22 protein-coding genes are annotated in these 26,874 nt (G+C 54.9%); 8 read left to right on the top strand and 14 right to left on the bottom strand.

All coding sequences use genetic code 11. From position 1 onward, the window contains the following. Nucleotides 1-66: 66 nt before the first annotated feature. The 5 genes from IEW12_RS24190 to IEW12_RS24170 all read left to right on the top strand — a co-directional run bounded on the left by IEW12_RS24190 (nucleotide 67) and on the right by IEW12_RS24170 (nucleotide 5,694). Nucleotides 67-1,620: a vWA domain-containing protein gene (locus IEW12_RS24190; protein WP_188568696.1), complete on the top strand. Its 1,554-nt coding sequence runs from the start codon at nucleotides 67-69 to the stop codon at nucleotides 1,618-1,620. Between the two features lie 9 nt (nucleotides 1,621-1,629). Beyond that, complete coding sequence (locus IEW12_RS24185; RefSeq protein WP_188568695.1) at nucleotides 1,630-1,854, top strand: hypothetical protein; 225 nt, start codon at nucleotides 1,630-1,632, stop codon at nucleotides 1,852-1,854. Nucleotides 1,855-2,307: 453 nt separating this feature from the next. Further along, complete coding sequence (locus IEW12_RS24180) at nucleotides 2,308-3,543, top strand: RtcB family protein (RefSeq protein ID WP_188568694.1); 1,236 nt, start codon at nucleotides 2,308-2,310, stop codon at nucleotides 3,541-3,543. A gap of 91 nt (nucleotides 3,544-3,634) precedes the next feature. Continuing rightward, the gene (rtcA, locus tag IEW12_RS24175) at nucleotides 3,635-4,672 is read left to right on the top strand and encodes an RNA 3'-terminal phosphate cyclase (RefSeq protein ID WP_371874577.1); all 1,038 of its coding nucleotides are present in this window, start codon (nucleotides 3,635-3,637) and stop codon (nucleotides 4,670-4,672) included. An 89-nt stretch (nucleotides 4,673-4,761) separates the two neighbouring features. Beyond that, entirely contained in the window at nucleotides 4,762-5,694 is a 933-nt protein-coding gene (locus IEW12_RS24170; RefSeq protein ID WP_188568693.1) for a lysozyme inhibitor LprI family protein, read from the top strand. A 59-nt stretch (nucleotides 5,695-5,753) separates the two neighbouring features. Here the strand turns inward: IEW12_RS24170 and IEW12_RS24165 are convergent, their stop codons facing one another. The 4 genes from IEW12_RS24165 to IEW12_RS24150 form a co-directional block, all read right to left on the bottom strand. Further along, the gene (locus tag IEW12_RS24165; RefSeq protein ID WP_229751320.1) at nucleotides 5,754-6,539 is read right to left on the bottom strand and encodes a hypothetical protein; all 786 of its coding nucleotides are present in this window, start codon (nucleotides 6,537-6,539) and stop codon (nucleotides 5,754-5,756) included. A 104-nt stretch (nucleotides 6,540-6,643) separates the two neighbouring features. Further along, nucleotides 6,644-8,053 carry an alkaline phosphatase gene (locus IEW12_RS24160; protein WP_188568692.1) on the bottom strand — a complete coding sequence of 470 codons (1,410 nt, stop codon included), beginning with the start codon at nucleotides 8,051-8,053 and terminating at the stop codon, nucleotides 6,644-6,646. A gap of 35 nt (nucleotides 8,054-8,088) precedes the next feature. Beyond that, nucleotides 8,089-9,555 (bottom strand): alkaline phosphatase, encoded by a 1,467-nt coding sequence (locus IEW12_RS24155; RefSeq protein ID WP_188568691.1) that lies wholly within the window; start codon nucleotides 9,553-9,555, stop codon nucleotides 8,089-8,091. A gap of 304 nt (nucleotides 9,556-9,859) precedes the next feature. Continuing rightward, nucleotides 9,860-10,318, bottom strand: a complete 459-nt coding sequence (locus tag IEW12_RS24150) for an Lrp/AsnC ligand binding domain-containing protein (protein ID WP_188568690.1) — start codon at nucleotides 10,316-10,318, stop codon at nucleotides 9,860-9,862. A 142-nt stretch (nucleotides 10,319-10,460) separates the two neighbouring features. Between IEW12_RS24150 and putA the strand changes: the two genes are divergently transcribed. Next, nucleotides 10,461-14,111, top strand: a complete 3,651-nt coding sequence (putA, locus tag IEW12_RS24145) for a trifunctional transcriptional regulator/proline dehydrogenase/L-glutamate gamma-semialdehyde dehydrogenase (RefSeq protein ID WP_188568689.1) — start codon at nucleotides 10,461-10,463, stop codon at nucleotides 14,109-14,111. A 277-nt stretch (nucleotides 14,112-14,388) separates the two neighbouring features. Here the strand turns inward: putA and IEW12_RS24140 are convergent, their stop codons facing one another. After that, nucleotides 14,389-15,747 (bottom strand): HdeD family acid-resistance protein, encoded by a 1,359-nt coding sequence (locus tag IEW12_RS24140; RefSeq protein ID WP_188568688.1) that lies wholly within the window; start codon nucleotides 15,745-15,747, stop codon nucleotides 14,389-14,391. A gap of 199 nt (nucleotides 15,748-15,946) precedes the next feature. Then, complete coding sequence (locus IEW12_RS24135; RefSeq protein ID WP_188568687.1) at nucleotides 15,947-16,804, bottom strand: metal-dependent hydrolase; 858 nt, start codon at nucleotides 16,802-16,804, stop codon at nucleotides 15,947-15,949. A gap of 189 nt (nucleotides 16,805-16,993) precedes the next feature. Between IEW12_RS24135 and IEW12_RS24130 the strand changes: the two genes are divergently transcribed. Continuing rightward, nucleotides 16,994-17,632 carry a TetR/AcrR family transcriptional regulator gene (locus IEW12_RS24130; protein ID WP_188568686.1) on the top strand — a complete coding sequence of 213 codons (639 nt, stop codon included), beginning with the start codon at nucleotides 16,994-16,996 and terminating at the stop codon, nucleotides 17,630-17,632. A gap of 573 nt (nucleotides 17,633-18,205) precedes the next feature. Here the strand turns inward: IEW12_RS24130 and IEW12_RS24125 are convergent. The 4 genes from IEW12_RS24125 to IEW12_RS24110 all read right to left on the bottom strand — a co-directional run bounded on the left by IEW12_RS24125 (nucleotide 18,206) and on the right by IEW12_RS24110 (nucleotide 22,673). Further along, nucleotides 18,206-18,994, bottom strand: a complete 789-nt coding sequence (locus tag IEW12_RS24125; RefSeq protein ID WP_188568685.1) for a 5'-methylthioadenosine/adenosylhomocysteine nucleosidase — start codon at nucleotides 18,992-18,994, stop codon at nucleotides 18,206-18,208. A gap of 285 nt (nucleotides 18,995-19,279) precedes the next feature. Beyond that, nucleotides 19,280-20,437 (bottom strand): hypothetical protein, encoded by a 1,158-nt coding sequence (locus tag IEW12_RS24120; RefSeq protein ID WP_188568684.1) that lies wholly within the window; start codon nucleotides 20,435-20,437, stop codon nucleotides 19,280-19,282. Between the two features lie 54 nt (nucleotides 20,438-20,491). Continuing rightward, the gene (locus tag IEW12_RS24115; RefSeq protein ID WP_188568683.1) at nucleotides 20,492-21,721 is read right to left on the bottom strand and encodes a BtaA family protein; all 1,230 of its coding nucleotides are present in this window, start codon (nucleotides 21,719-21,721) and stop codon (nucleotides 20,492-20,494) included. A gap of 421 nt (nucleotides 21,722-22,142) precedes the next feature. Further along, nucleotides 22,143-22,673, bottom strand: a complete 531-nt coding sequence (locus tag IEW12_RS24110; RefSeq protein WP_188568682.1) for an SRPBCC family protein — start codon at nucleotides 22,671-22,673, stop codon at nucleotides 22,143-22,145. Between the two features lie 338 nt (nucleotides 22,674-23,011). Between IEW12_RS24110 and IEW12_RS24105 the strand changes: the two genes are divergently transcribed. Continuing rightward, nucleotides 23,012-23,713, top strand: coding sequence for a glycine zipper 2TM domain-containing protein (locus tag IEW12_RS24105; RefSeq protein ID WP_188568681.1), 702 nt, complete (start codon nucleotides 23,012-23,014; stop codon nucleotides 23,711-23,713). A gap of 116 nt (nucleotides 23,714-23,829) precedes the next feature. Here IEW12_RS24105 and glpK read toward each other — a convergent pair whose 3' ends face one another. The 4 genes from glpK to IEW12_RS24085 all read right to left on the bottom strand — a co-directional run bounded on the left by glpK (nucleotide 23,830) and on the right by IEW12_RS24085 (nucleotide 26,849). Continuing rightward, entirely contained in the window at nucleotides 23,830-25,299 is a 1,470-nt protein-coding gene (glpK, locus tag IEW12_RS24100; protein ID WP_188568680.1) for a glycerol kinase GlpK, read from the bottom strand. Between the two features lie 154 nt (nucleotides 25,300-25,453). After that, nucleotides 25,454-26,002, bottom strand: coding sequence for a M48 metallopeptidase family protein (locus tag IEW12_RS24095; protein WP_188568881.1), 549 nt, complete (start codon nucleotides 26,000-26,002; stop codon nucleotides 25,454-25,456). A 64-nt stretch (nucleotides 26,003-26,066) separates the two neighbouring features. Continuing rightward, complete coding sequence (locus tag IEW12_RS24090) at nucleotides 26,067-26,540, bottom strand: FKBP-type peptidyl-prolyl cis-trans isomerase (RefSeq protein ID WP_188568679.1); 474 nt, start codon at nucleotides 26,538-26,540, stop codon at nucleotides 26,067-26,069. Between the two features lie 48 nt (nucleotides 26,541-26,588). Next, nucleotides 26,589-26,849, bottom strand: a complete 261-nt coding sequence (locus IEW12_RS24085; RefSeq protein WP_188568678.1) for a hypothetical protein — start codon at nucleotides 26,847-26,849, stop codon at nucleotides 26,589-26,591. Nucleotides 26,850-26,874: the final 25 nt, after the last annotated feature.

Here is a 26,874-nt window from a genome sequence, read left to right as displayed (position 1 = left end):
CCCAGGCAAGCTGGCACGGCTGTTGCAATAGAAAGGATACAAAACGAGAAAACAAAGGAAATGAAAATGGCTAATACCCAGTTGTTCCAAAGCCTGAAGGCTAAATTGTTGCCGGTGGCAGACACCAAGAATTTTGAAGCAGCGCCGGCTTATGCGCTGTCCCCGCAACATCAATTGGCGCAGTACGCCGCCACTGGTTGCCTGAACGCGACTTACTATGCGAGCGCAGAGGCGCAGCTGGATACTGTATTGAAACTCTGCAAGGAAGTGGATGCCCCCTTCATTGCACAGACTGCAGTGTATTGCCGGGAACGCGGCTATATGAAAGACATGCCGGCATTGCTGACTGCGGCACTGGCGGGAGCCAAGGCGGCAGAGCTGCCACGCACTTTCAAGCGCGTCATCAATAACGGCAAGATGCTGCGTAATTTCGTACAGATACTGCGGTCAGGTGCCGTGGGCCGCAAATCGCTGGGCACCCGGCCAAAGAAACTGATACAGGCGTGGCTGAACAATGCCAGCGAACAGGAATTACTGGCCGCTTCGGTAGGCAATGCGCCTTCATTGGCGGATGTGGTGAAGATGGTTCACCCAAAGCCGGCGGAGGCATGGCGCGAAGCTTTTTTTGCCTGGCTGATAGGTAAGGCATACAACGCCGATGCCTCGCCGCCGGTCTTGAAATCTTTCGAAGCCTATAAGTTGGACCGCTCACTGCCTTTGCCCAAGGTACCGTTCCAGATGCTGACCGCGCTGGAGTTATCAGAGTTTGCATGGGCGGAAATCGCCCAGCAAGGTGGATGGCAAATGGTACGAATGAACCTGAATACCTTTGCAAGGCACGGCGTATTCCAGTTGCCGGGTATAACTGAGGCAATTGCAGCCAAGCTGCGGGATGCGGATGCGATCGCCAGGGCAAAGGTATTTCCTTACCAGATCATGGCGGCATACAAGGCTGCAGGTGAAGGCGTGCCATTGCTGATACGGGAAGCATTGCAGGATGCGCTGGAAATTGCCTTAAGCAATGTCCCGGCAATCGAAGGCAAGCTGGTGATATGTCCGGACGTGTCAGGCTCGATGTCTTCTGCTGTCAGCGGCTACCGCGGCAGCGCCACTTCTGCGGTGCGCTGTATCGACGTTGCAGCGCTGGTCGCAGCGGCAATGCTACGCAGCAATCCGCAGACTTCGGTGCTGCCTTTTGAAAACCAGGTGGTGCGCTGTGAGCTGAATCCGCGCGATACCGTCATGAGCAATGCGCAAAAGCTGGCATCCATCGGTGGCGGCGGAACCAATTGCAGTGCACCGCTGGCGCAGTTGAACAAGCAGAAGGCAAATGCCGATCTGGTCATCTTTGTGTCGGATAACGAATCCTGGATGGATGCCACACGCCACGGTGCAACTGCGACTGTCGCTGAATGGCAAAAGTTCAAGCAGCGTAATCCGCAGGCCAAACTGGTTTGCATAGATATTAGCCCGCATGGCAGCACTCAGGCTACGGAAAGGGAAGACATCCTGAATATCGGCGGCTTTTCAGACGAGGTGTTCAAGATCATTGCGGCTTTTGCCGCCGGACAGTTGGGAGCTGCGCACTGGGTGGGAGAAATCCGGTCGATGCAGATTTAGGAGAGCGCCATGAGCTGGATTATCAGGGTTGGAAGTACAGGTTTTGAGCAGGGTATGAATGCCGGTGTGATTACATCAAAATGTCAGATCACATCAAACAATTGTCACACCTTTGCTCAATTGAGTTTGTCCCCGAATGCAGGCAAGACTACATTGGGAAAAGCCGGTTCGAATCCGGTCTGTCACGCAGAGCAAGTGTGGCAGAATGTCTTGTCGGACCTTGTCGGGGTTTGAATTGCGCTTGGTTTGAATTAAACCCAGCGTAAATATGATCAACAGGCAAATGCAGGAAGAAATACATCTGTCCCCGGTTCGATCCCGGGCGTGCATCGCGGAAGATTGCCGTGCGCGTAGCTCAGCCGGTAGAGCAATGCTTTTTCCGCCCCTTGTTGCCGTTGAATTGCAAAAGTTTAGGCGAATGCCGGTGGAACTACATCACTAATAATGAGGAGGTAGCGGGTTCGAGTCCCGTCGGCGGCAAATCAGGGCCGCCGTAGCTCAAGGGTAAGAGCACCTGTTTCACCATATCTTGTCGCCGCCAGTTTTGATGAATGCAGATGGAATTACATGGACAGAGCACCGGAGCTTGCTCCGGAGGTACCCGGTTCAACTCCGGGCGGGCATAGCCTGTAGCTCATTACATTTCATCGCTCCTTGTCATCACCCTATTTTAAAAATGAGAACAATATGAAACACGAAGAATACGATGTCATGAATGTAGAAGGCGGTAGCCATGTGAAGATGTGGACCAGGGGCGTCCCTGTGGAAGATGCAGCCAGGCAGCAATTGGCGAATACCGCAAAAATGCCCTTCATCTATAAGCATATCGCCGTCATGCCGGACGTGCATCTGGGCAAAGGTTCGACCATAGGAAGTGTGATTCCTACCCTGGGAGCGGTCATCCCGGCTGCGGTCGGCGTGGATATCGGCTGCGGAATGATGGCGGCCAAGACCACGCTGCACGCGAACGACTTGCCGGATAACCTGGGCCCTTTGCGTAGCGCAATTGAAAAGGCGATCCCGCACGGCATGAGTCCAAAAACCCGCAGCTTCAAGGGCCGCGACAAAGGTTCATGGGAAACCCCGCCGTCTCCGGTGGATGCCGCCTGGGGCCAGTTGAAGGATGAGTTCGATACTATCTGCCTGAAAACACCAAGACTGAAAAATACCAACAACTATCGTCATCTGGGAACCCTGGGATCAGGCAACCACTTTGTCGAAGTGTGCCTGGATGAAGCAAACGCCGTCTGGTTCATGTTGCATTCCGGTTCGCGTGGAGTAGGAAATGCGATCGGCACCCATTTCATTGAAATGGCTAAAGAAGATATGCGTACGCACTTTATCAATTTGCCTGATCAGGACCTGGCTTACTTGCCGGAAGGAACCCAGCATTACGATGAGTATGTGGAAGCTGTAAGCTGGGCACAGAAATTTGCCCGCATGAACCGCGAAGTAATGATGCAGAACCTGATTAGCGCGGTGCGTACTGTCATCAGCAAACCTTTCGAGACACATGTGGAAGCAGTGAATTGCCACCACAACTATGTACAGAAGGAATCGCATTTTGGCAAGGATGTACTGGTCACGCGTAAAGGTGCGGTATCTGCGCGGGAAGGCGAGTTGGGGATCATCCCGGGATCGATGGGTGCCAAGAGCTTTATTGTGCGCGGCAAAGGAAATCCTGAAAGCTTCCATAGCTGTAGCCACGGCGCGGGGCGTACCATGAGCCGTACCGCTGCAAAAAAACGGTTCACTATCGCGGATCAGATTGAAGCAACCAAAGGCGTTGAATGCCGCAAGGATGAAAATGTAATTGACGAAATCCCGATGGCGTACAAGGACATTGACGCAGTGATGCTGGCGCAGCGGGAGCTGGTCGATGTCGTGCATATCCTGAAACAGGTAGTGTGCGTCAAGGGTTAAAAAAGCAGAACACCAGCAATGCCGGAGCATACATGCCTGTACGGATATATGCCCCGGCGCAGCCGGCTTCTTCCTACAAGAAAAGAAAAAATTGAATAATAAAGAAAAGATGATAGAGCTGGACGGTGCAATCGGAGAAGGCGGGGGCCAGATCTTGCGGTCTGCATTGACGCTGTCCATGATTACTGGGCAAGCCTTTCGCATTAATAATATTCGTGCCAACCGCCCAAAACCCGGCCTGATGCGCCAGCATCTAGTTGCCGTGCAGGCTGCTGCTCAAATATGCAATGCAGAGATAGGTGATGCCGGTATCGGTGCGCAGTTGCTGGAATTTGTGCCTCAGAAAATCAAGGGCGGCGACTACCAGTTCGCAATCGGCAGCGCCGGCAGCTGTACGCTGGTACTGCAGACCGTGTTGCCGGCACTATTATTTGCAGACAAGGAATCGAACATCAGGATCAGCGGCGGTACGCATAATCCTATGGCGCCACCGGTACAGTTTCTGCAAAGGGCCTACGGAAAGGTATTGGAAAAAATGGGTGCTTCGATCGATATCCAGTTGAAGCGCTTCGGTTTCTATCCCGCCGGCGGCGGCGAGGTCCTGGCACAGATCCAGCCTTGTTCACAACTGCGCCAGATCTCGCTGATGGAACGCGGAGAGCGCGAATCCGCGTTCGCGGAAAGCTTTATCGCAGGCGTTGCCGCCAACGTCGCGAAACGCGAACTGGAATGCGTTGGCAACGGCATGGGCTGGGATGAGTCGCAATTGCTTGTGCGTGGCCTGCCTGCCGAGCAGGGGCCGGGGAATGTCTTGTTGCTGACACTGGAATATCAGCATGTGACGGAAGTCTTTTGCGCATTCGGTGAAAAAATGCTGCGTGCCGAAGCCGTTGCAAAAAACGCTATTCAGCAAGCCCGTCACTACCTTGCATCCGGTGCCGCCGTCGGCGAATACCTGGCCGATCAGCTGATGCTGCCGATGGCGCTGGCCGGCGGTGGGAAATTCACTACCAGCCAGATTTCCGAGCATGCAAAAACCAATGCCGCTGTGATCAAGAAATTCCTGCCTGTGGATATCTCTTTCGCAGAGAACGGAAGCTGCCATACCTGCACTATCTCCAATCAATAAAACCGCGGGAATCCCGGAACAGGATTCCCGTGCATGGACGCGGTGCTTGTTCTATCATGCTGATACCATTCACCGTGCCCCTTATTTGCATGAAGACACCTCTGCGTTCACTGACTGCGACGGCCTTGCTGCTGATGCCATTTTTCGCCCACAGCGCGAGCTTCGACTGCCATAAGGCCGCCACAGCAATAGAAAAAGCCATCTGTGCCAACCCCAAACTGGATAAGCTGGATCAGGATATTGCCGATGCCTATGGCAAGCTGCTGGCCGCTGCGGATGATCCCTACAAGAAGCGCGTGCGCGAGGCACAGCGTGACTGGCTGAAAAACCGCAAGGATCCCAGGCAACTGGAAACCTCTATGCAAACCCGGCTGCAAGCCTTGCGCAGTGCCATCGTCAACGAGCATGGCTTGAGCTTTTTGCGCCTGCAGGGCAGTGAAAGGCCGTTGTATCTGCTGAGTAAATTGCCCGGCGCTACAGCCTACAATCAATGGGTGGACAAGACATGGCAAGACGCTTCCGGCGAGACCAGCCCGGTGGAAGCCGAGGCTTTGATCAAGAACTGCAAGTCCGAGGACGAATGCGATGTAGATTCCATTACACGCAGTTATGCAATCGACTTTGCCTCGACAGAAATGATCAGTGTGCATGAATCGGTTTCGGACTATATGTATCGCGCAGCCCATCCTAGCAACCAGGATAGCCACTACAACTGGTGGCTGTCGAAAGCGGGCAGCATCCAGCCTGCCGACCTGTTTTCCGGGCAGGCTTACAAAAAAATCATAGAGAAGTATGCGCGGCAATATGTGGCGGCTAGCATGGACATCAAGAACGACGGAAAACAAAGTGCGGGTGACGCCACCGAGCCAGGCAACTGGGCCATCGCCAGGGCAGGTTTGCATATCACCGGCCAGGGCTATGACTATCAGATGGGCAGGGGATTCGTGGAGTTTGATATCCCCTGGACTGCCTTTGCAGGAATGTTGAATCCAGCTTTCAGCAGCGCATTAAAAAATAAATAGACCTTTATGCGTCGTGAGGGTATCCCTATCCGATAGCGATACCCGCATAGGTTTTTCCATCAATCCAGGAAGTCGGAATACTCTTTCTGCGCAAAGCCTTTGACATTCGCCCACGGCAAATCCTTGCTTACTGTTGCCAACGGTTTCACGTCGATGCGGCGGTAGAAGCTGCCTGCCTTGTCGCCGGTTTCCACTACCAGTGGTATCTGCCTTTTTTCATCCCACAGCACGCGCTGATAAACGCCGTTGGTTTCTCTTTCTCTCCAGCGCGCGCCGGGCACTGTGGATAATTTTGTGGATAAAGGCAGGGTCTTCAATTGCTCCGGGTCCAGCAGGTAGTAGGCATTGACCCAGGAGCCGTCGAAGTTGACGTTCTCGAATTCTGCAGCAGGTATCGTTACCACCTGTTTTTCTATCGCATCGACAAACTCTATGCGTACCTTGTTGTTGTCCAAAATAACGTGGTGCGGCACAACGACGTGGTTGAAATGCTTGTGTTCATGCGATTCGGTTTTCAGCGACACTTGCTTGACGTTCTTGTCGCCTGCGCGTTTGGCTTGCGGCTGATGCTCGTCATGGCCTTCCTGATGCGCCAGTGCGACAGCAGGCAGCACGCGCGCGACCCAGACATGGGAAGGACGGCGCAGCATTTTTTCTTCGTAGCGGCTTTCGCGCAGCACGCCTTCCGGCGTCATGATCTTGCTGTAGTACTGGATCGTCAAATCCAGGTCGGGTGCCGGTGGCGTTGCCGCCGGTGCGGCATAGACCGTCATACTGATAACGGAAAAGGCCAGTGCGCTCGCGCGCCTACTTGCCAATACGGAAAATTTGAACAGATGTTTCATAAAATCTTTCCAGCGTGGTGATGCAAATGATGAAGCGCTGACTGCAAATCTGCAGCCAGCGCTTGCGCTATTACCGGTTTAATTCATTGCTTCTACTACGTCTATCAGAAACCAAAGGCAGTCTTCAGCAAGCCGAATACCTTGGTGTTATCGATGGTGCCTTTGAAAGTCTTGGAGCCGGCACCTGTGGATAACAATTTCACGTCGCCGCCGCCGTGGGTTTCACTGGCCAGACGCACGCCTGTTTCCTGCAGGTAGTTGTCTGCCAGTACAGTGGCGCTATCCAGGTTGGTGCGCAGGTCTGGACGGTTAGGGCCATTGCCGAATACCAGCGTGGTATAGGTATTGCCGTCCGCATCCTTGCTAGGCTGGCCGGTTTTGTAGTCGCGGTTGATATCCAGGATAGGATTGCCGCGCTTGCCATAGCCGTTGAATGCCAGCGTGTGGTCATGGTCGGCGGTAACAACGATCAGGGTGTTGGCCAAAGTAGGATCGGTCAGCTTGGCCTTGTCCAGCGCAGCCTTGATCGCGTCATCAAATGCGATTGTGTCCACCAGCGCGCGCTTGGCATTAATGCCGTGCAAAGCGTGATCGATACGCCCGCCTTCTACCATCAGGAAATAGCCATTGCTGTTTTGCGACAGCAAGTCCATGGCCTTGGTCGTCATCTCGGCCAGGCTAGGCTGGCTTGCACCTTCGCCGACTGGCGGCGTTGCAGTGCGGTCCAGTTCATATTCCAGATGGCTCTTGCTGCTGTACAAGCCGATGAATTTCTTGCCGTTAGGCGCGGCCAACATGTCGGCCTTGGTGGCTGCCACGGTATAGCCTTTGGCTGCCAGTTCGGTCAGCAGGTTGCGGCCATCGGCACGGCCCAGCTTCTGGGTTGTCGCATCGAAAGGAACGAAGTGATTGCGGCCGCCGCCCATCAGCACGTCCACGCCGTCACCCAGTGCTGTGTTGTAGCCAACGCCACCTGGCACTGCCTGAGCAGCGATGTGGTATTGCGCATTGCGATTGCAGATATGCGAATACGTTGCTGCCGGTGTCGCATGTGTCAGTTCTGTGGTGGTGATGGAGCCAACAGCCTTGCCCTTGGCCTTGGCCAGTTCCAGGATCGTGGCGACGCTGGTGCCATTGCCTGCGGCGCAGTTATTCACACCCAGGTTGCCGTTGGCATCTTTGCCCGGTGGCGTTGCCACGGTTTCCGGCGACATGGAGATGACTTCATTGTTCATCTTCACACCTGTCATGTAGGCAGCCATCGACGGTGCGCTGTCTGTGGTTTGTGCATCATTGGAAAAAGTCTTGATGCGCGCAGTACGCTCTAGCGTGTCCATGTTCAGGCTGCCGGCTTCGCCGTATTTGTAGATACGGGAGGCTGTGACTGTGCTTGGGCCCATGCCGTCGCCGAGGAAGAAAATAATGTTCTTGGCTTCACCGGCGGCAAAAGCCGGCGCGGCGAAGGAGGCTGCCAATACAGCGGCCAGTATGTTGCGATTGAATGTAGGTTTCATCTTGTTTGTCCTGACAAATGTTTTGCTAGCGCGGATTACAGGCCGGAGGCGTTTTTAACCAGCGTGAAGACCTTGGTGTTGTCTATCGTGCCGAGGAAGGTTTCCGAACCCTTGCCGATCGCGCCGAGGAACACATCGGTGCCGCCGTGGGTTTCGCTACCGGCAGCAACACGGATGACCGCTTCCTGGTGGTAGGTATTGGCTGCGGTGGTCGTTTCATCCAGCGCGGCCAGCACGGAACGGCTGCTTTGCGTGCGGTTTTCACCGTTACCGAAACCGATGATGGAATACGGTGCACCATCCAGATCTTTTTCCACTGCGCCGGTCACATAGTTTTTCACTACGCCCAGTACACCTGGATTGGTCGGCGTGGTTTTGCCTGTGCGTTTTGCATAGCCGTTCAATACCAGCGTGTGGTCATGGTCGGCGGTGACAACGATCAGCGTGTTTTTCAAAGTAGGATCGCTGACCTTGGCCTTGGCAATCGCTGCCTTGATTGCATTGTCGAAAGCCAGCGTATCCTGCAGCGCTTTCTTGGCGGTAGTTTCATGCAGCGCGTGATCGATACGGCCGCCCTCTACCATCAGGAAGTAACCCTTGCTGTTCTTGGCCAATACGTCCATGGCCTTGGTTGTCATGTCGGCCAGGCTAGGTTCCTTGCTTGGATCGCGGTCCAGGTCATAGCTCATGTGGCTGGAAGTGAACAGGCCGAACAGGCGGTCGGTCTTGGTGCCGTCGATGGCATTGAACTCGGTCGCGTTGCTGGCAACGGCGTAGTTCTTGGCTTTCATTTCAGCGATCAGGTCGCGGTTGTCGGAGCGCTTGCCGCCCTTGGCGAATGGCGTGAAAAATTGTGTGCCGCCGCCCAGTACGACGTCGATGCCGGTCGTCCCCAATGCTGCGTTATAGCCTGTGCCGCCCGGTACCATAGCTGCGGCGATGTCATTTTCCAGATCGCGGTGGCAGATGTGGGAATAGGTCGCTGCAGGAGTGGCATGCGTGATGCGGGTTGTTGTGACTACGCCGGCGGACAGGCCCTTGGCCTTGGCCATTTCCAGCAAGGTGGTTGCCGGTGTGCCGTTCTTGGTGCCGCAGTTGTTGCCCAGCTTGTTGCCGTTGGCATCTGCCACCGGGTCTATCGCCAGCGTGTCGGAAGACATGGACAATACTTCATTGTTCATCTTCACGCCTGTCATGTAGGCAGACATCGAAGGTGCGCTGTCGGTGACCTGCGCATCATTGGAATAGGTTTTGACAAAGGCTGTTTCTGGCAGCGTGTCTATGGTCAGATCGCCATCTTCGCCAACGGCGTAAGTGCGCGCGGCGGTCAGCGTGGTCATGCCCATGCCGTCGCCGAGGAAGAAGATTACGTTCTTGGGAGCGGCTACTACCGGCTCTTCCGGTGTAGTCGGGTTTCTGGCTTCATTGACAGTGCTGCTGCCGCAACCTGTGATCAAGATAGCCGCGCTGAGTCCAGCAACGATTCCGTATCTGCGTTTCATGTCATCCATCCAGCTCTTGTTAAAAGAGTCATGAATGTAGCAACACTATGTTACACGCTCGTGACGTTTCGTTACTTAAAAAGGCCCAGGCGGTTCAGCCGAATGTTGCGTCTTCGGCAAAAAGAAAGGAAAGCAGGGTCAGGAACGGGAAGAAAAAGATGGGGCTTGCCTGCACAACTCATGCTGGCGGAGAGGCAAAGCTAGCGCCGGCAGAGTGATTTCTGCCGGGTGCTTGTGGATAACATCGTGAATACCTGCAGATCAAATACGCAGCCCCAGGTGCTGCGTGCTGCGTGCTGCGCGTTTATTTGATCGGCAGATTGGTCGTATTCTTGACTTCTTCCATCACTGCATAGGTATGCGTCTCGCGCACGCCATTCAATTGCAGCAGCGATTTGCCGAGGAAGTCGCGATAGGCGTTCATGTCCTTGACGCGGGCTTTCACCAGATAATCAAAGCCGCCGGCCACCATATGGCACTCCAGCACCTCTGGTATGGCTTGCACGCCGCGCTTGAAGGCGTCGAACACATCGGGTGTAGTGCGGTCCAGCACCACTTCTATGAATACCAGTAGCGCCACATCCAGCAGATGCGGGTTCAGTTGCGCGGTATAGCCCAGGATGTAACCGGACTCTTGCAGCTTGCGCACACGCTCCAAACAGGCTGCCGGGGACAGGTTGACCCGGGTTGCCAGTTCTACATTACTGATACGGCCGTCATTTTGTAATTCGGCCAGAATTCTTTTACTGATTTTGTCGAGCATAAGAAGTCGTAATATTGATTAATAAAATTCGGTGTAATTTTCTCACAAAATAGAAAATTTCGATATGCGTTCATATTTCCAGAATTAATAACAAGGATTCGTCGATACAATGAAATCATATTAGTTACTATAAAAAAGATATATGACCTCTCAGCCGTCTGTCCCGCCATTTGCCAGTTTACAAGCAGAACTTATCCCCCATTCTTCCCCTCTCAGAGCAGCAATTACCCAGGTTTATCGCCGGGATGAGGCCGAATCCGTGCAATGGCTATTGTCGCAAATCCAGCCGCAGGCTTCCACTCAGGAAACAATACGCGGGCTTGCGCACAAGCTGGTCAGCTCGGTCAGGCAGCAGCGTACCCGCGCCTCCGGTGTGGATGCGCTGATGCATGAGTTTTCGCTGTCTTCCGAAGAAGGCGTGGCGCTGATGTGCCTGGCGGAAGCGCTGTTGCGCATTCCCGACCACCAGACCGCAGACAGGCTGATCGCCGACAAGATCAGCAAGGGCGACTGGAGCAAGCATCTGGGCGAATCGCCTTCACTGTTTGTGAATGCAGCAACCTGGGGCTTGCTGGTGACCGGCAAGCTGGTGACCACCAATAGCGAGCAGGGCCTGGGTTCTGCATTGACACGCCTGATCGCCAAGGGCGGCGAACCGCTGATACGCAAGGGCGTGGACCTGGCGATGCGCATGCTGGGCAACCAGTTCGTCACCGGCCAGACCATAGAAGAAGCGCTGAAGAATAGCCAGGACAATGAAAAACGCGGCTATCGCTATTCCTACGACATGCTGGGTGAAGCGGCACTGACTGCACACGACGCGGCGTTTTACTACCGCGCCTATGAAACCGCGATCCATGCCATCGGCAAGGCTTCCAACGGCCGCGGCATCAAGGACGGCCCCGGCATCTCGGTCAAATTGTCTGCGCTGCACCCACGCTATTCGCGCGCACAAAGGGAGCGCACGCTGAATGAATTGCTGCCGCTGCTGAAAAAACTGCTGCTGCTGGCCAAGCAATACAACATAGGCCTGAACATCGATGCGGAAGAGGCAGACCGGCTGGAGCTGTCGCTGGACCTGATGGAAGCTTTGGCCTTCGATGCCGATCTGGCAGGCTTTGAAGGCATAGGCTTCGTGGTGCAGGGCTACCAGAAGCGCTGCCCGTATGTGATCGATTATTTGATAGACCTGGCCCGCCGCAGTAATCGCAAGTTCATGGTGCGCCTGGTCAAGGGTGCGTATTGGGATGCGGAGATCAAGCGCGCGCAAGTGGACGGCATGAGCGGCTTCCCGGTATACACCCGCAAGGTGTATACCGATGTGTCTTACCTCGCCTGCGCGCAGCGCCTGCTGGCGGCGACCGATGTGATTTATCCACAGTTCGCCACGCACAATGCGCTGACGCTGGCCACCATCTATAGCTGGGCACAGGCAGCAAAGATCACCGACTATGAATTCCAGTGCCTGCACGGCATGGGCGAAACCCTGTACGACCAGGTGGTAGGCAAAGACAAGCTGAACAAGCCTTGCCGCATCTATGCGCCGGTCGGTTCGCACCAGACCCTGCTGGCCTACCTGGTGCGCCGCTTGCTGGAAAACGGCGCCAACTCTTCTTTCGTGAACCAGATTGTCGATGAAAGCGTATCGATAGAAACCCTGATCGCCGATCCTATAGAAATTGCGACCAAACTGGGCGGTGTGCCGCACAGCGGCATTGCGCTGCCACGCGACCTGTTCGGCAGCGAACGCAAGAATTCCGCCGGTCTGGATTTCAGCAATGAACTGGAACTGGAAAAAATCGCAGCCGGCTTTACCGCCAACAGCGCACAGCAACTGGTTGCCGCGCCGCTATTGCATGGACGGGTATCGGCAACGGCGGCAAAAGATGTCAGCAATCCGGCCGATCGCCATGACATCGTCGGCCAGGTCATAGAAGCCGATGCACAGGATGTGCAGACCGCATTGGCGCAAGCGGAAGCGTATGCGATAGACTGGCAAACCACCGCACCGGTGGAACGCGCAGCGGCGCTGAAGAAAACCGCAGACCTGCTGGAAGCGCAAACCCTGGACTTCATGGCGCTGGCAATACGCGAAGCAGGCAAGTCGCTGCCGAATGCGCTGGCGGAAGTGCGTGAGGCAGTGGACTTCCTGCGCTACTATGCGGCACAAGTGGAAAGCTTGCCGAATACGCTGGCGCTGGGCCCGGTGGTTTGCATCAGCCCATGGAATTTCCCGCTGGCGATCTTCATCGGCGAAGTCAGCGCGGCGCTGGCTGCCGGCAACGTGGTGCTGGCCAAACCGGCCGAGCAAACACCCCTGATCGCCTACCGCGCGATACAGCTGATGCATGAAGCAGGCGTGCCGCGCGGCGCGCTGCAATTCCTGCCCGGCACCGGTGAAGTGGTTGGTGCGCAACTGGTGGCAGATAGCCGCGTGAAAGGCGTGATCTTTACCGGCTCCACCGAAGTGGCGCAGATCATCAACCGCACGCTGAGCAAGCGCGCGGTAGCAGAGAATATCGATATCCCGCTGATCGCTGAAACCGGCGGCCAGAATGCGATGATCGTCGACAGCAGCGCCTTGCCGGAACAAGTGGTGCAGGATGTGCTTTCATCCGCTTTCGACAGCGCCGGCCAGCGCTGCTCGGCCTTGCGCGTGCTGTGCCTGCAGGTCGATATCGCCGACAAGACACTGGAAATGTTGAAAGGCGCGATGCAGGAACTGCGCGTAGGCAAACCCGATCAGTTGGCCGTGGATATAGGGCCGGTCATCGATGCGGATGCGCAAAAGCAGTTGCAAACCCATATAGCCAATATACAAAAGCAGGCGAAGACCAGCTACAGTCTGCCGCTGGCTTCCAGTTGCGAGCAGGGTACCTTTGTTGCGCCTACCGTCATCGAGATTTCTTCACTGTCTGAATTGAGCAAGGAAGTGTTCGGCCCGGTATTGCATGTGCTGCGCTACAAGCGCGACGATCTGCCCAAGCTGATAGACAGCATCAACGCCACCGGTTTCGGCCTGACACTAGGCATCCATTCCCGCATTGATGAAACGATAGACTTCATCACCTCGCGCGCACATGTGGGCAACATCTATGTGAACCGCAATATCGTCGGTGCAGTCGTCGGCGTGCAGCCTTTTGGCGGTGAAGGCAAATCCGGCACCGGCCCCAAGGCCGGCGGCCCGCTGTACCTGAAGCGTCTGCAAAAGAATCCTACCGGCCAGCTCGGCGGCCATACCGTGTATGAACGCCAGTCGCCGGCAGCACTGGAAGCCTTGCTGGTATGGGCCAAGACCCATGGCCACGAAAAGATTGCCGAACTGGCCGACCAGTATGCCTACCAGACGCCTTACAAGATGACCCTGGTCTTGCCCGGCCCTACCGGCGAGCGCAATACCTTGTCCTTCGCGCCGCGCGGCCGCGTGTTCTGTGCAGCAAATACGGTGAGCTGCCTGCTGAACCAGCTGGCAGCCTTGCTGGCAACCGGCAATACGCCGGTATTGCCGGCGCAGACCATGGGCGTGTTGCCGGCCGGCCTGCCGACCGAAGTGAGGGCGAAGATACAGCAAGCCGAAGCAGAGCAGGCAGATGCGCAGTTTGCCTTGGTCGAAGGCGCGCTGCTGGCGCACTACAAGCCGGTATTTGCGGCGCAGAACGGCGCCATCGTGTCGGTGATAGAAACCCACGAAAACACCGAAGTGCCATTGTGGAGGCTGGTGGCAGAACGCGCACTGTGCGTGAACACCACGGCGGCCGGCGGCAATGCCAGCCTGATGACGCTGCAAAGCTAGGCGCTTGCCGGCAACTCATCTACCAGTTCATTTGCCAGCCCATTGGCAAAGGGACTTGCCAAATCATCCACAGGGGATATCCCTGTGGATATCTACTGAATAAACAGCGTATATCTTGTGTATACGCTGTTTAAATCCTGTTCATAAGTACTCAAAAATGGTGGATAAGCATGTGGACAGCCATGTTCATAAGCCTGTCCATAAGCGGTGCATAGCCGGTTGATAAGCTCTGACTACCCGTCACTGCTTTGCTCTAGCGCCTGCTATGACGGGCTTTCTATGTTTGCTTCCTACCCAGACGCGATATTTTCCTGGCGCTTATCCGCATCATCTTTATCCACCCTGCCGGCCTGGGATCGGCCAGCATGCTCAAGGCCCGCGCATAATCCAGTGTCAATCCCGGCGTCCAGGCCATGGTTTTGGCGCGCTTGCGTATCTGTGCCGCCACCCATAGCTCCGGACTGAGCAGCAGGCGGACAAACACGGTCCAGGCGGTACGACGCCCCTGCACCTTGCCTACAACGCCCTCCAGGGCCGCTTCCAGCGCCTTGGCAACCGAGCTGGAGCAATTTCTCCAGGTCAGGTTATAGGTCTTATCCTGTTGATATGTTTCCCAGAAAGCATGCAGCCGCCCGGCATTGTAGTTGCGTATCCTGACCTTGACGGTGGACGGGCACCAGGCCTGCGATTCGGTCGCATAGTCAGGCTGGAATACCCCCGGCACGTCGTTCTCGTGCGTTGCGCGCAATAAACGGCTGAAATCATCGGGAGAATGGTCAATTTCCACGCCAGGATACAGGCTGATATAGATGCCTTCCGGCGTTTCCAGCGCTGCATGGCCGGTGGAAATGATGCCGTTCACATCCACTGCAGCAATATAGCGGTCTACGATGGGCATGCGCTGCGCTTCGGTCTTGGCCGAGCCTACCGGCGTCCATACATGCACGGTCAGCGCTTTTTCATTCGCCGTTGGCGGTCCGTCCCATTCAAAATCACTGATCCCGGCCTTGCTTTCGGACGGCAAGCCTGTGGAAAAACTATCCGCGCCGTTTTCCAATACCGATTCCACCGTCGCCAGGCTGGACAAGCGATGCACGCGATACGACAGCAACAGCATCTGCCAGCCGCCGAATATCAGCCCCAGGCCTATGCAGTACGGCACGGTGCCGACATAGTGGGTGGGGTAAGGCTGATAGAAAAATAATGCGATCGCGCATTCCAGCATGCCAACCGCAAAGGCCAGTTTCCAGCGTGGAAAACGCACCAGCGTCGCCGAAGTCGCCTGTAAAACACCGTCCGCCAGGAACAGGGTGCCGAAGATCATCGACAATAAAAAATTGCCGTACAGATGAACGCCGGCCAGCACCAGCAAGCCGGCAAACACATAAGCCGCTCCCTTGACCAGCCGCAGGCTGCGCTGGCCGCCGACACCTGTCCAGGAAACCAGCAAGGTGGAAATGCCGTTGGCCAGCAACAGGTAGGCAAAAAAGTCGATAGGAAAGCACAGCGCATTATCCAGCGCATCGATGAAAATAATGATGCCGGCGACGCTCCAGATCCAGCCCAGCGCACGTAGCAGGCGCCAGCGCTCCCGCATGAAATCCACGCCTAGCAGCAACAGGACGAGACGTATCATTGCACCGTCTTTCTGCGCATATCATCCGCAAGAATGTGGATAACATGGAAAAGATGATCAGGATGAAATTGTGGATAAGTTCAGAACAGCTCTGGCGGGCATAAGCCCGGTGCTGCCAAGAATCTAAAGCCAGAGTAGCCGCAGCTTAAAAATTTGGCAAGCATTCTGGCATGCCCGGGGCTGTGGACAAGTTTCAGGACTATGCTGTTGTTGCGGTTTTCTTAGCTGCGCTGGCGATATCCGGGTCTTTTGTTGCTCCTAATACCCGGTAAGTATCTCTGTTGGCATGCAACCAGTTGCTGGCCAACTCGCCATTGTCCTGGTCCCACGGGGTAAATCCCGGCCGCAGGTAACTGAAGCCTTGCGGTATCAAATCCCACAGCAAACCCTTTTTACCCAGCAGATAGCCAATTGCGCTGAACCAGGTCCGGGGCTTGAACAACTGGCCGTCGCGATACAAGTTGTTTCCGGTCTGGCAGATCACGTCGATCAGGAACATCAGCCACACATACACATACCAGCCCACCCGCAATTTATAACCGCCGCCTATCGCCCGATATGCATCAAAAGCGACCGATTTGTGCTCGGTTTCTTCCACTGCATGCCATTGCCACAGGCTTTTAGCCGGTTCTGCCGCGTTTTCCAGTTTGTCCCGCAACACCACGTCGGCAAAGATTGCGGTGAAATGTTCATACGCCATCGTTACCGCCAGATTGCTGCGTACCGATAAATGCGCGGACGCCTTGAGGCGGCGTTTTACCCAGGGTTCCATCACATACTTCAGCCCCTGCTTGAACAATTGCTCGTTGTACTGCGCATGCAAATGCCGGTGCGTCGCCTCCTGGCCGATAAAGCCGCGTATGTCTTCCAGCAATTGCGGATCACTGATCTGCGCTTGCGCAGCTCGCACGCTATCAATAAAAAACTGCTCGCCCAGTGGAAAACTCATGGACAGCGCATTGAACAATTGCGAGCGGAAGGCATCACCGCCCAGCCAGTGCCTGGGAAAACCCTGCGATAAATCGATATTCAAACGCCGTACTTCGATTGCTGCCATAGGTAAAAGCTCCAAAACTGTGGATAACTTGAGGCTGTGGAGAAATTATTCCGGCTAATTTCTGAACAAGCCCTTGGCACGAGCGGCGCAGGTAAATCGGCGCCAGCCCAAGCCTGTGCATCTTGCGTGATGCGTTATTATCACTTTAGTGAGCTTTGCTCAGTTTTGATACTCGCTTTCGGAGACTCCATGGCGACACGTAAAAAAGTAATGCAAGTGCTTGATTTAATGCGGAAAACCCCGATACAACCGCGTGCAGAAAAAACCATAGAAACAATTTACGAAGCAACCGCTCAGATTTTGGGCAGCGAAGGCGAATCCGCGCTGACTACCAATCGCATTGCTGAAAAATCCGGTTTTTCAATAGGTACGCTGTATCAATATTTTCCCAGCAAGGAGGCGATCGTCTTGTCGATGATAGACAGGGAACGCAATCGCGTCATTGCCGAACTACAAAAAATGCTATTGGCTGCTCAAAACCGCCAACTTTCCAGCCGCCAGCTACTGACGGAATTCATCCAGGCCCTGATCATCGCTTTCGGCACCGGCCGCCGCCTGAAGCGTACCCTGGTCAAAATTGCCTGGCGCCTGGACCACACCGAGCCAATTATCCACAGCCTGAATCTGATGGCCGGGCAGATTGCAGCCACTTTGCAGCAAATCAAGGACCCGGAATTGCGTCCACCAACCGCTGCCGGCATGTACGTACTGACCCGGGCTGTGATGGGGGTAATACGCTCGGCCTCGATGGAGGATTCTGCTTTGCTGGGCACTGCTGAATTTGAAAATGAGCTGGTTGGCCTCTCTTGGGGAATGCTGAAAAGTTAGCTTTATACCAGACAAAAAGCCGAATGCAATGCGTCGCCTGTGGATAAGTCTGTCGATAAATCTGTAGAAAGAAATGTATAGCGTTTTTCATTTCTATAAAAATCAATGACTTGGCTTGCGAATTGATTTTATTTTTCGAATTCGCAGCACTGCCTCAGCAATGACCACTGCCTGTGCAGGGAAGTTGGCTTTCATCTGCAAAACCGTTTTTGATTTTTCTCAGAATTCCAGTTTGCTGCTTTTGCTTGCCGATGCGGTTTGTGCCTTTGCAGTTTTGCCTGCGCTCTTTTTTTCGGATTTTCCACAGCGTTTAATAAATATAGCTATGTTAGATATATAAATAGTAGTAGTTGTTAACGCCGCGTTTTTTTGTGGATAAGTCAGTTTACCTGAATAAAATCAAACGTTTACAGAAAAGATAAATACGCTGGCAAATCCTGTGAATAAGCAGGACAGATTCTGAACAAATTTTAGCGCAGCGGCAAAAAATGGGTTTTGCCACAATCTGTGCAGTGGATATCCTTGGACTTATCCACAGACGAATTGAAAATAGATGTCTTTTTTGCCTGCTTTTTAGCTTGCGCGGCAGAAGTTATGCAAAATACCCAGGCTGTACTGCGCCGCAACCTCCTGGATGAACTGGCCGAAGTTGTAATCCGCGTGTTCGCCGGCATCATCGGAAATGGTTCTGAGTATCGCAAACGGGATTTCGTAGTCGTGGCATACCTGGGCGATCGCCGCCCCTTCCATTTCCACTGCCAGCAGATCCGGCAAATCCTTTTTCAAAGCGGCCAGGATCTGCGCATCATTGATGAATTGGTCGCCGCTGGCGATCAGGCCATAGCGGATTTTCACGTTTTGCAGGTTGAATTGGGCGATAGCGGCGTCCGACACATGATTTTCCCTGTCGTTCTCCAGGAAAAAGTCGGCCGCCTGGCCTAATTTCCCACTCAAGGCCGTGTCTGTGGATAAGTGGCTGACGCCTGTCAGCGGGATTTCAAAGCGGGGAAACAGCGGACTGGCATCCATGTCGTGCTGCATCAGCGTGGTGGCAATGACGATATCGCCTATTTTCAGTTCTGCGTCGGCAGCCCCGGCGACACCGATCAGCACGATCTGGCTGACATCAAAATTTTCTATCAGGCTGGTGACGGTTGTTGCAGCAGCGACTTTGCCTATGCCGGACAGCACGCAAACACATTCCTTCCCCCACAAGCTGCCGGTCAGGTAGCGGCGCTTGCCTCTGACAACGACTTTTTTGTCTTGCAACTGGTGTTCCAGGCCTTGCTGTTCTTCTTGCATGGCGAAGATGAATGCAATTTTTTGGGTAGTTGTTTGATTTTGGCTTGAATTGTTTTTCATGGTTTGGGAAAGAAATCTTCTTTTGTTCGGGTTTTGTTGTATACGACTAAGTTATATATACATAGTAGTAGTTGTTAACAGTGGCTGTTTTCTGTGGATAACTGCTGTTTACCTAAAAAAATCAATTTCTTAGCGCCAGTATAAATAGCTGCTTAAGCGGTGTACTAAAAAAGAACATATTCTGGATAAGATTTTGGTTTACCGGCAAACTTGAGATTTTGCACATGCTGTCCTGTGGATATCCCTAGCTTTATCCACAGGCTCTTTGGTCCTAAAGGGCCGTTTTCAGACGGAATCGGCTTTTTTCAGGATAGCCGGCGCATGTTTTTGCATCAGCGCGGCGAAGACTTCATTGCAATGACGCTGGAAGCGCGGCAGGTGACTGCTGTAAACGGCGGTGTATTCCAGGTGGGCGATGCCGCCGCGGGCGCGTTTGAATTGTCCGGCGCCTGAACTGTAGTGCAGCGAGGCCTGTCTTTGCTGTGCTTGTTGCAATAATAAAGACATCAGGCGGCGGTAAATGCCGAGATCTTGCGCCTGGTTCTGGTCATAGCCTATCAGCGGCGTGGTCAGCCAGTTGCGTTCGCTGTAGGGATCATAGTGTTCATACAGGCCGACGACGCCGACGATTTTTTCCTGCAGGCGCAAGGCATACAGGTCCAGGAAATTACTTTCCAGGCACATTTCAAAAAAAGCCGGTGTGAAATCCGGATTCAGACCGGAATGCTTGTGGATAAACAGGCTGCGGAACAGCTCGCGCATCGCCGGCAGATCTGCTGCCTGCAATTGCTGCGGGCTGAGCACTTGCATATCGCCGCCGGCCAGCAGTTTCTTGTCCTGTTTTACATGATTATGTTTCCACACGCTGGCCTGGCCGGGCTCGCACAGGTAGACCAGGCGTGCCGGTATCAATTGCCAGCCCAGGTCTTGCAGGGATTTGGCCAGGCCGGGCGTCACTTGTGGACAAATATTCCTCAGCATCAGCGGCCGCTGTGGATAAAGATCCAGCAATTGCTGCTGTAGCTGCTGCAACTGTGGATAAGTCCAGTCCGGGTACAGATTGGTCGAGATCAGCCTGTTGCCGAAGATGGCAGCCTGATCCAGGCCGCAGCCTTTGAGTAGCAGGGACAAGGGGCTTAATGCACAGGCGGCGGCAGTGCGGGCGGCGAAGCCCGGGTTTGCCTGTAGCCTGCGCGCCAGCTCATGCTGTGGATAACTGACCCAGCTCGAAACCGGGCTGGCCACATAGCTCTGGACCTGTTGAGCCGCCTGTGGCGAGGAGCGCTCGCTGCGCAGCAAGGTGACCGGCTGCGCGCTATGTTCAATTTCCACCGAATGCACATCGCACGCCGTATTTGCCAGCCAATGCGCGCCGCCGCGTGCGCGGGCCACCAGCAGCCACAGGGCATCAGCCAGGTTGCGCGTCGGTATTTGGGCGTTCACTCAGAATCGGGTATCAAAAATCTTGTTCAGTTACTGAGCCGGAATTCAGGTTTCTTAAACCGGCTGTTTTTGATACAGGTGCATGCCGCCGTAGATGGCCGAACGGTCTGTCATATACAGCGCGCGGTTATGCGCGGTGTCGGTGTACCAGGCGCGCAGCAAATACGGCGGCAGTTTTTCTTCCAGCGGCGAAGTGCTGCCGCCGGTGCGGAACACGACCTTGGCATCCGGCGCTGCGGTACGGGTGACTTCTTCCCACAGCTCGGTCAGCTGGATGTCGTCCATCCAGTCTTGCGCATCGAGGAACAGATACGCGTGCATCGATTCGCGCGGCTGATTGCGCAGGAATTCGGTCAGGCTGGTGTGGTGGCCGTGCACCCGGTCTATATTATTGCGCAGGCTGGAAAAATGCTCGCGCTGCAGATACATAGGCAAGGCCTGTTGCTTGCCGGTGTCGTAGCGGCGGGCAAAGGCCTGATGCGCAAAACAGTTTTCATCCAGCGGGAAATCGCAGGCAAGATGGCGCATTCTTTCCTTGAACAGCAGGTGCATGCCGTCCAGTCCGCCCGGTGCATCTTTTTTCAGCGCATCGAACTGCGACGGCGGTATGCCCAGGCTGTACAGTGCAATCGGCTGGCGCGCGATGAAGCGGAACAGGCGGGTATCGAAGATCGGCGCCAGGTGCTGCTCGAACAATTGCTTTTGTTCTTCCAGATTGCGCGCGGCCGCCAGCTTGCTCATGTCGCCGCCCATCATGCGCACGAAGAAATGCGCAAAACCGATGAAGTCGCCAAGCAGGCCGTACTGATAGGCATTATCCCTGAAGTAATGATGACGCTGCTTGCCGGACCAGTCGCGGCTTTCCCAGAAATCGGAGGCTGCTTCCGACAGGTGGGGGCGGATATGGCGCTTGTAGCGCTTCAGGTTATCCACATGGTTGGCGTCGCCCAGGTAGGCGAGTACCGCTTCATAGTCAGGCAGGTGCTTGATCGCGCGCTGCTTCATTTCCAGCATGGCCAGGTGATTGGCGTTCAGGTCTACCGCATGCACGGCGGCAGGATCGGCCGCCAGATAGGCGAGTGCATTACAACCGCCGGAAGAAATGGTCAGGATATTGGCGCCGGGTTTCAGTTGCAGCGCATCCAGGTCGGATTGCGGATCTTCCCAGATCTGCGCATACACCAGGCGGCTGAACCAGTGTGTGAATAACTTGTCGGCCCAGGCTTTGCTGCCCGAGGTGCTGGAATTGATGATGGCATTGTCGACCAGAGTTTTCGTCTGCATAGTATCCCCGCGCTCAGTTTTTCCCCCGGTGTTCCCGGTATATCCTTATTACTTTTTCCTGCTTTCATCGAGCACTTTAGGCAGCATTGATGACATACCGGTGACAGCTGAATGAAAAATTGATGAAAAATGCGGGAAGCCGTGAATTCTGTGGTTTTGTGCGCAAAATTGTGGATAAGCCTGTGCTTAACCCTGTTTTTAACCATGTGATTAAGTTGTGGCTAAGCTGTGCTTAAGTTCCGTCAGTGCCACGATTTTTGGCTAAATGGCGGTGGGTAAGCATGTGGATAACATGGTGATAAGCCTGTTTATAAGCCAGGGGTAAGACTGTGGGCAGCTTGGGGATAAATAGGCCATATTGAATGAAAAAGCCCGCCAGATAAGGTGCTGGCGGGCTTTAGAGTGAAACGGCCACAGTAAATCAGGGTTGCTCTACCAGCTTCTTCAGGTTTTTCAAGCCGCTGTCGAAATCACTGCCGACCATCTTGTCCATGAAGGGGCTGAACAGCTTCATCATCAGGTTGCCTTCGCTGTTGCCGTGCATGGACCAGGTGAGTTTGGTGCCGCCGGCTTGCGGCTCGAATTTCAATGCACCGCTGGACGGTTTGCCCATACCTTCAAAATGCAGTTCATAGTCTATGTTCTGGTTAGGCGTTGCAGCGGTGAATTTCATGCCGCCGTTGCCCTGGCTTTTGCTTTGCCAGTCCCAGGCGGCACCGGTACCGCTGGCCGGGCCGGAAAACGTCATCTGCATGGCCGGATCGCGCTGGTTCCAGACCGACCATTTTTTCCATTCGGCCGGCGCGGCGACCAGCGGATAAATTTTATCTGCCGGTGCATTGATGACGATGCTGCGGGTGACTGTAAAGTCATTCGGCAGCATCAGCGCAATGGCGATCAGAAGTACCACGAGTGCAGCGATGATACCCAGCAACCATTTTAGTATTCTCATTATTCTCTCCATGGGTTGAAAAAGAAAACGGGCAATCTTCAGGACGGCGCTTTATTCTGAATTTAATCTCTGCAAATGACAATAGCGTGATTTTGGGCCGTTGTTTGCTCCGCAAAATCATACAACCGAGCTACTTATACACAGTTTTTCCACGATTTCGGGCTGCTGTCCTAGGAGCTTGTAGGACTATGTTGACAGGGCTTACAAAGCATTACATCTGACACACTAATTACCTTCTTTAAGCGAGCGCGGGCCTGTACACTTGGAGTACAGCAATAGTAGTTCTGTCATGTCGCCGATTGCCGTACATATAAATTAAAAAAGAATGAGGTCTTCAAATGGAAAATAATCAATCCCGCCGCATACACCCGCTGGTTGCCGGTGCCGCAGTCTCCGTTACCCTGGTCAGCTTGATCGGGGTTGCCGCGATCACCGGAATCTTGCCTAACTCTTTGAGCAAATCCGGTCCTGTCGATCAGGCCGCATTGCAGAATGCGACGATGTCGCAACCGCAGAATGCGCAAAATGCCCAGGATGGCTATGCAAATGCGCCGCAAGCCGGGCAAAAAAATGGGCAGGCGTATGTGGATAACGCACCGAATGACTCCGGTAACTCCCGCAATCCGCAAGGCCAGCCCTACACTTCACAAGTGGCGCAAGCCAATCCTGAATACAGGAATGCAGCGCCTGCAGCCGAATCCCGTCCTGCAGTGTGCAAACATTGCGGCCGCGTAGATTCTATACAGGCTGTGCAACATCAGGCGCAGACCAGCGGCCTGGGTGTTGCCGCCGGTGCGGTGTTGGGCGGCGTGCTGGGCCATCAGGTAGGCCACGGTAACGGTAATACGCTGGCGACGGTGGCCGGTGCGGTAGGCGGCGGCTATGCCGGTAACGAAGTGGAAAAACGCCGCAATACAACCACGACCTATATCGTCAAGGTACGCATGGATGACGGCAAGGTACGCAGTTTTCCACAGGACGGCTGGAGAGTCGGGGACCGTGTGCGTGAAGTCAACGGCAAGCTGGAGTCTGAGGGCTAAGTTATCAACAGACGCTGACGCGCGAATAAAAAAGACGGCTCAGGCCGTCTTTTTTATTATGTGAACCCTTGGGCCTGTGCTGAAACTTTATCCACAGGCTTTTTCTTTACATAAGACTAGCGCACCCTGCCTATCGCCTGTTCCCATTGCTGCATCAGGGCTCCGGCCTGGTCGCGGCTCATGGTCGGCAGGAAGGTTCTTTCCATCTGCCACTGCGCTGCGCATTCTTCAGTGTTCTGAAATACGCCGACGGCGATGCCGGCCAGATAGGCGGCGCCGAGTGCCGTGGTCTCGGTGACCTTGGGGCGTATCACCGGTATGCCGAGCAGATTGGCCTGGAATTGCAGCAGCAAGTTATTGGCTGCCGCGCCGCCGTCGACCCGCAATTCGCTAATAGCAGATACTGCATCGCGCGTCATGGCCAGCAGCAGGTCGGTACTCTGGAAGGCAATCGACTCCAGCGCGGCGCGGGCGATATGCGCCACCGTGGTGCCGCGGCTGAGGCCGAGTATCGCACCCTTGGCGGACGGCACCCAGTAAGGCGCGCCCAGGCCGGTGAAAGAAGGAACGAAAACCACGCCGCCGGAATCCGGCACGGTAGCGGCCAGTTCTTCCACATCGGTGGAATGCTGGATGGCTTTCAGGCCATCGCGCAGCCATTGGACGACGGCGCCGCCGATGAACACGCTGCCTTCCATTGCATATTGCGGTTGCGAACCTACCTGGCAGGCGGACGTGCTGATCAGGCCATTCGTCGATACTGCGCAGTCGCTGCCGGTATGCATCAGCATGAAGCAGCCGGTGCCATAGGTATTCTTGGCCATGCCGGGTTTGAAGCAGGCTTGGCCGAACAGCGCGGATTGCTGGTCGCCGGCAATACCGGCGATGGCGATAGGGCTGCCGAACAGCGTGGTCTCGCCGTAACGGTGGCTGGATGGATGGACTTCCGGCAGCACTGCGCGCGGGATATTGAAGCAATCCAGCAATTCCTGGTCCCAGCAGCCCTGGTGGATATTCCACAGCATCGTGCGCGACGCATTGCTGACGTCGGTGACGTGCAGCTTGCCTTCGCTGAGTTGCCAGCTCAGCCAGCTATCCACGGTACCGAAAGCCAGTTCGCCGCGCTCGGCCTGCGCGCGCGCGTTCGGTACGGTATCGAGTATCCACTTCAACTTGGTGGCGGAGAAATATGGATCGAGGATCAGCCCGGTTTTCTTTTGTATCATGCCGGCGTAGCCCTGTGCGCGCAGTTCATCGCAGTAGGCTTCGGTGCGCCGGTCTTGCCAGACGATGGCATTGAAGATGGGTTTGCCGCTGGCTTTTTCCCAAACGACGGTGGTCTCGCGCTGGTTGGTAATGCCCAGTGCTGCAATCTGCTTGACGGGGATGTTGGCCTTGCTCAGGGCCTGGCGGCACGTGGCAAGCTGGCTTTGCCAGATATCCACAGGGTCATGTTCCACCCAGCCCGGCTGCGGAAAAATCTGCCGGAATTCCTGCTGGGCCGAGGCGACGATATTGCCCTTGTCGTCGAACAATATGCTGCGGGAACTGGAGGTACCCTGATCTAGTGCCAGTAGATATGCCATATGCCGTCAATTGAAATTAAAACATCAGTGTAATCGATAGCCCGGCGAATCAGGCGGCACAGGCTGTGGATAATGCGCACAGCTTGTTGTGCATTGCGGTAGCAGCGGGTGGTTGTGGAAACTTATCCACAACCTGGTCCATGCAAGGGCAGTATCAGGCGGATGCGTCTGCGCTGGCGGCGTAGCCATCCTTGCTTATCCACAGTCCCTCGCCTGAGAGATCCATCTGCGTCAGGTAAAGCCTCAGGTCCAGTTCGTACTGGTGGTAGTTCGGTTCCATGTGCGTGCACAGCTTGTAGAAAGCCTTGTTGTGCTCTTTCTCTTTCAAGTGCGCCAGCTCGTGCACGACGATCATCCTGAGGAATTCGTCGGGCACGAATTTGAACAAGCTGGCGACCCTGATTTCATGCTTGGATTTGAGCTTGCTGCCCTGCACCCTGGAGATATAGGTATGCTGGCCCAGCGCATGCTGGATCACCTTGATCTTGCTGTCGAAGGCGACCTTGCTGATTTGCTCGCCGTTGCGCAGGTAGCGGTTTTTCAAGTCTTGCACATAGTTGTACAAGGCCTTGTCGGTGCGCACCTCATGCGCACCGGCGTATTTGCGCAGCAGCACCTCGCCGAGCTTGCCATCGGCGATCAGTTGCCTGACCTGGCTCTGGATATGCTCGGGGTAGGCTTGCAGGTAGCTGAGTTGCTGCATTGGGCTGCTCATTTGCTTGTCCGGCTTTTGGCTTGAGTGCTTATTTCAGTGCTGATCCCAGCGCTTACCTGACGCCGACCAGTTCCACATCAAAAATCAGGTTGGCGCCGGGAGGGATCTTGCTGCCGGCGCCATTTTCACCATAGCCCAGTTCACTGGGGATGATCAGGGTGCGCTTGCCGCCTACCTTCATACCTGCCACGCCCTGGTCCCAGCCCTGTATCACGCGTCCGGCGCCCAGCGGGAAGCTGAACGGTCCACGTCCTACCGAGCTGTCGAATTGCACGCCGTGCTGCTTGTCGGCCTTGGGGCTGTAGATCCAGCCTGTATAGTTAACGGTGACCACGGTATTGGCTGCTGCTTCCTTGCCGGTGCCGACCTGGGTATCGATGATTTGCAATGTCAGCGGCGCCGCTGCTGCAGCGGCGGCTTTTGGCTTGGCGGTGGCCGCCGTTGCAGTGTTCACAACGCTGAAAGGCAGCAGCATGGAAGCTGCAATGGATACGGCAAAGGCGGTAGGCAATACGCGAATTTTCATGCGGTGGCTTTCAAGGATAAATAAGGCAGGGATAAAAGGGCAGCGAGCTCAGTCGCTTTTCTTGCGTAGCTTGGCTTCAAAGGCGACGTCCAGTTTGCTGATTTTCTTAGGTGTCTGCTTGCCCAGCGAATTGACGAAGCGCACGAATTCATCCAGCTCCATGGGTTCGTTCAGTTTTTGCGGATCGGCGTCGCCATTGGCGAGTACCAGGTAGAAACGGCCATCCGCCATGGTGACCATGGAATAGGGCGCATTGTCGCTGCGGTCTTTCAGTCTTGATATCGCGTAACTGGCCTTGGTGGATCTCATCGTTTCTTTCCTCGCTTCAGGCCGA

The sequence above is a fragment of the Parundibacterium terreum genome (assembly GCF_014636315.1).
In the GTDB taxonomy this organism is placed as follows: Bacteria; Pseudomonadota; Gammaproteobacteria; order Burkholderiales; family Burkholderiaceae_D; genus Undibacterium; species Undibacterium terreum.
Note: the sequence above shows the minus strand (reverse complement) of the source record. Positions and strands in the feature narration are given on the sequence as shown.

Excerpts from the sequence above, each read along its gene's own strand:
- IEW12_RS24190 (WP_188568696.1), top strand. The coding sequence starts at position 67 with ATGGCTAATACCCAGTTGTTCCAAAGCCTGAAGGCTAAATTGTTGCCG.
- IEW12_RS24185 (WP_188568695.1), top strand. The coding sequence starts at position 1,630 with ATGAGCTGGATTATCAGGGTTGGAAGTACAGGTTTTGAGCAGGGTATG.
- IEW12_RS24180 (WP_188568694.1), top strand. The coding sequence starts at position 2,308 with ATGAAACACGAAGAATACGATGTCATGAATGTAGAAGGCGGTAGCCAT.
- IEW12_RS24170 (WP_188568693.1), top strand. The coding sequence starts at position 4,762 with ATGAAGACACCTCTGCGTTCACTGACTGCGACGGCCTTGCTGCTGATG.
- IEW12_RS24165 (WP_229751320.1), bottom strand. The coding sequence starts at position 6,539 with ATGAAACATCTGTTCAAATTTTCCGTATTGGCAAGTAGGCGCGCGAGC.
- IEW12_RS24160 (WP_188568692.1), bottom strand. The coding sequence starts at position 8,053 with ATGAAACCTACATTCAATCGCAACATACTGGCCGCTGTATTGGCAGCC.
- IEW12_RS24155 (WP_188568691.1), bottom strand. The coding sequence starts at position 9,555 with ATGAAACGCAGATACGGAATCGTTGCTGGACTCAGCGCGGCTATCTTG.
- IEW12_RS24150 (WP_188568690.1), bottom strand. The coding sequence starts at position 10,318 with ATGCTCGACAAAATCAGTAAAAGAATTCTGGCCGAATTACAAAATGAC.
- putA (WP_188568689.1), top strand. The coding sequence starts at position 10,461 with ATGACCTCTCAGCCGTCTGTCCCGCCATTTGCCAGTTTACAAGCAGAA.
- IEW12_RS24140 (WP_188568688.1), bottom strand. The coding sequence starts at position 15,747 with ATGATACGTCTCGTCCTGTTGCTGCTAGGCGTGGATTTCATGCGGGAG.
- IEW12_RS24135 (WP_188568687.1), bottom strand. The coding sequence starts at position 16,804 with ATGGCAGCAATCGAAGTACGGCGTTTGAATATCGATTTATCGCAGGGT.
- IEW12_RS24130 (WP_188568686.1), top strand. The coding sequence starts at position 16,994 with ATGGCGACACGTAAAAAAGTAATGCAAGTGCTTGATTTAATGCGGAAA.
- IEW12_RS24125 (WP_188568685.1), bottom strand. The coding sequence starts at position 18,994 with ATGAAAAACAATTCAAGCCAAAATCAAACAACTACCCAAAAAATTGCA.
- IEW12_RS24115 (WP_188568683.1), bottom strand. The coding sequence starts at position 21,721 with ATGCAGACGAAAACTCTGGTCGACAATGCCATCATCAATTCCAGCACC.
- IEW12_RS24110 (WP_188568682.1), bottom strand. The coding sequence starts at position 22,673 with ATGAGAATACTAAAATGGTTGCTGGGTATCATCGCTGCACTCGTGGTA.
- IEW12_RS24105 (WP_188568681.1), top strand. The coding sequence starts at position 23,012 with ATGGAAAATAATCAATCCCGCCGCATACACCCGCTGGTTGCCGGTGCC.
- glpK (WP_188568680.1), bottom strand. The coding sequence starts at position 25,299 with ATGGCATATCTACTGGCACTAGATCAGGGTACCTCCAGTTCCCGCAGC.
- IEW12_RS24095 (WP_188568881.1), bottom strand. The coding sequence starts at position 26,002 with ATGCAGCAACTCAGCTACCTGCAAGCCTACCCCGAGCATATCCAGAGC.
- IEW12_RS24090 (WP_188568679.1), bottom strand. The coding sequence starts at position 26,540 with ATGAAAATTCGCGTATTGCCTACCGCCTTTGCCGTATCCATTGCAGCT.
- IEW12_RS24085 (WP_188568678.1), bottom strand. The coding sequence starts at position 26,849 with ATGAGATCCACCAAGGCCAGTTACGCGATATCAAGACTGAAAGACCGC.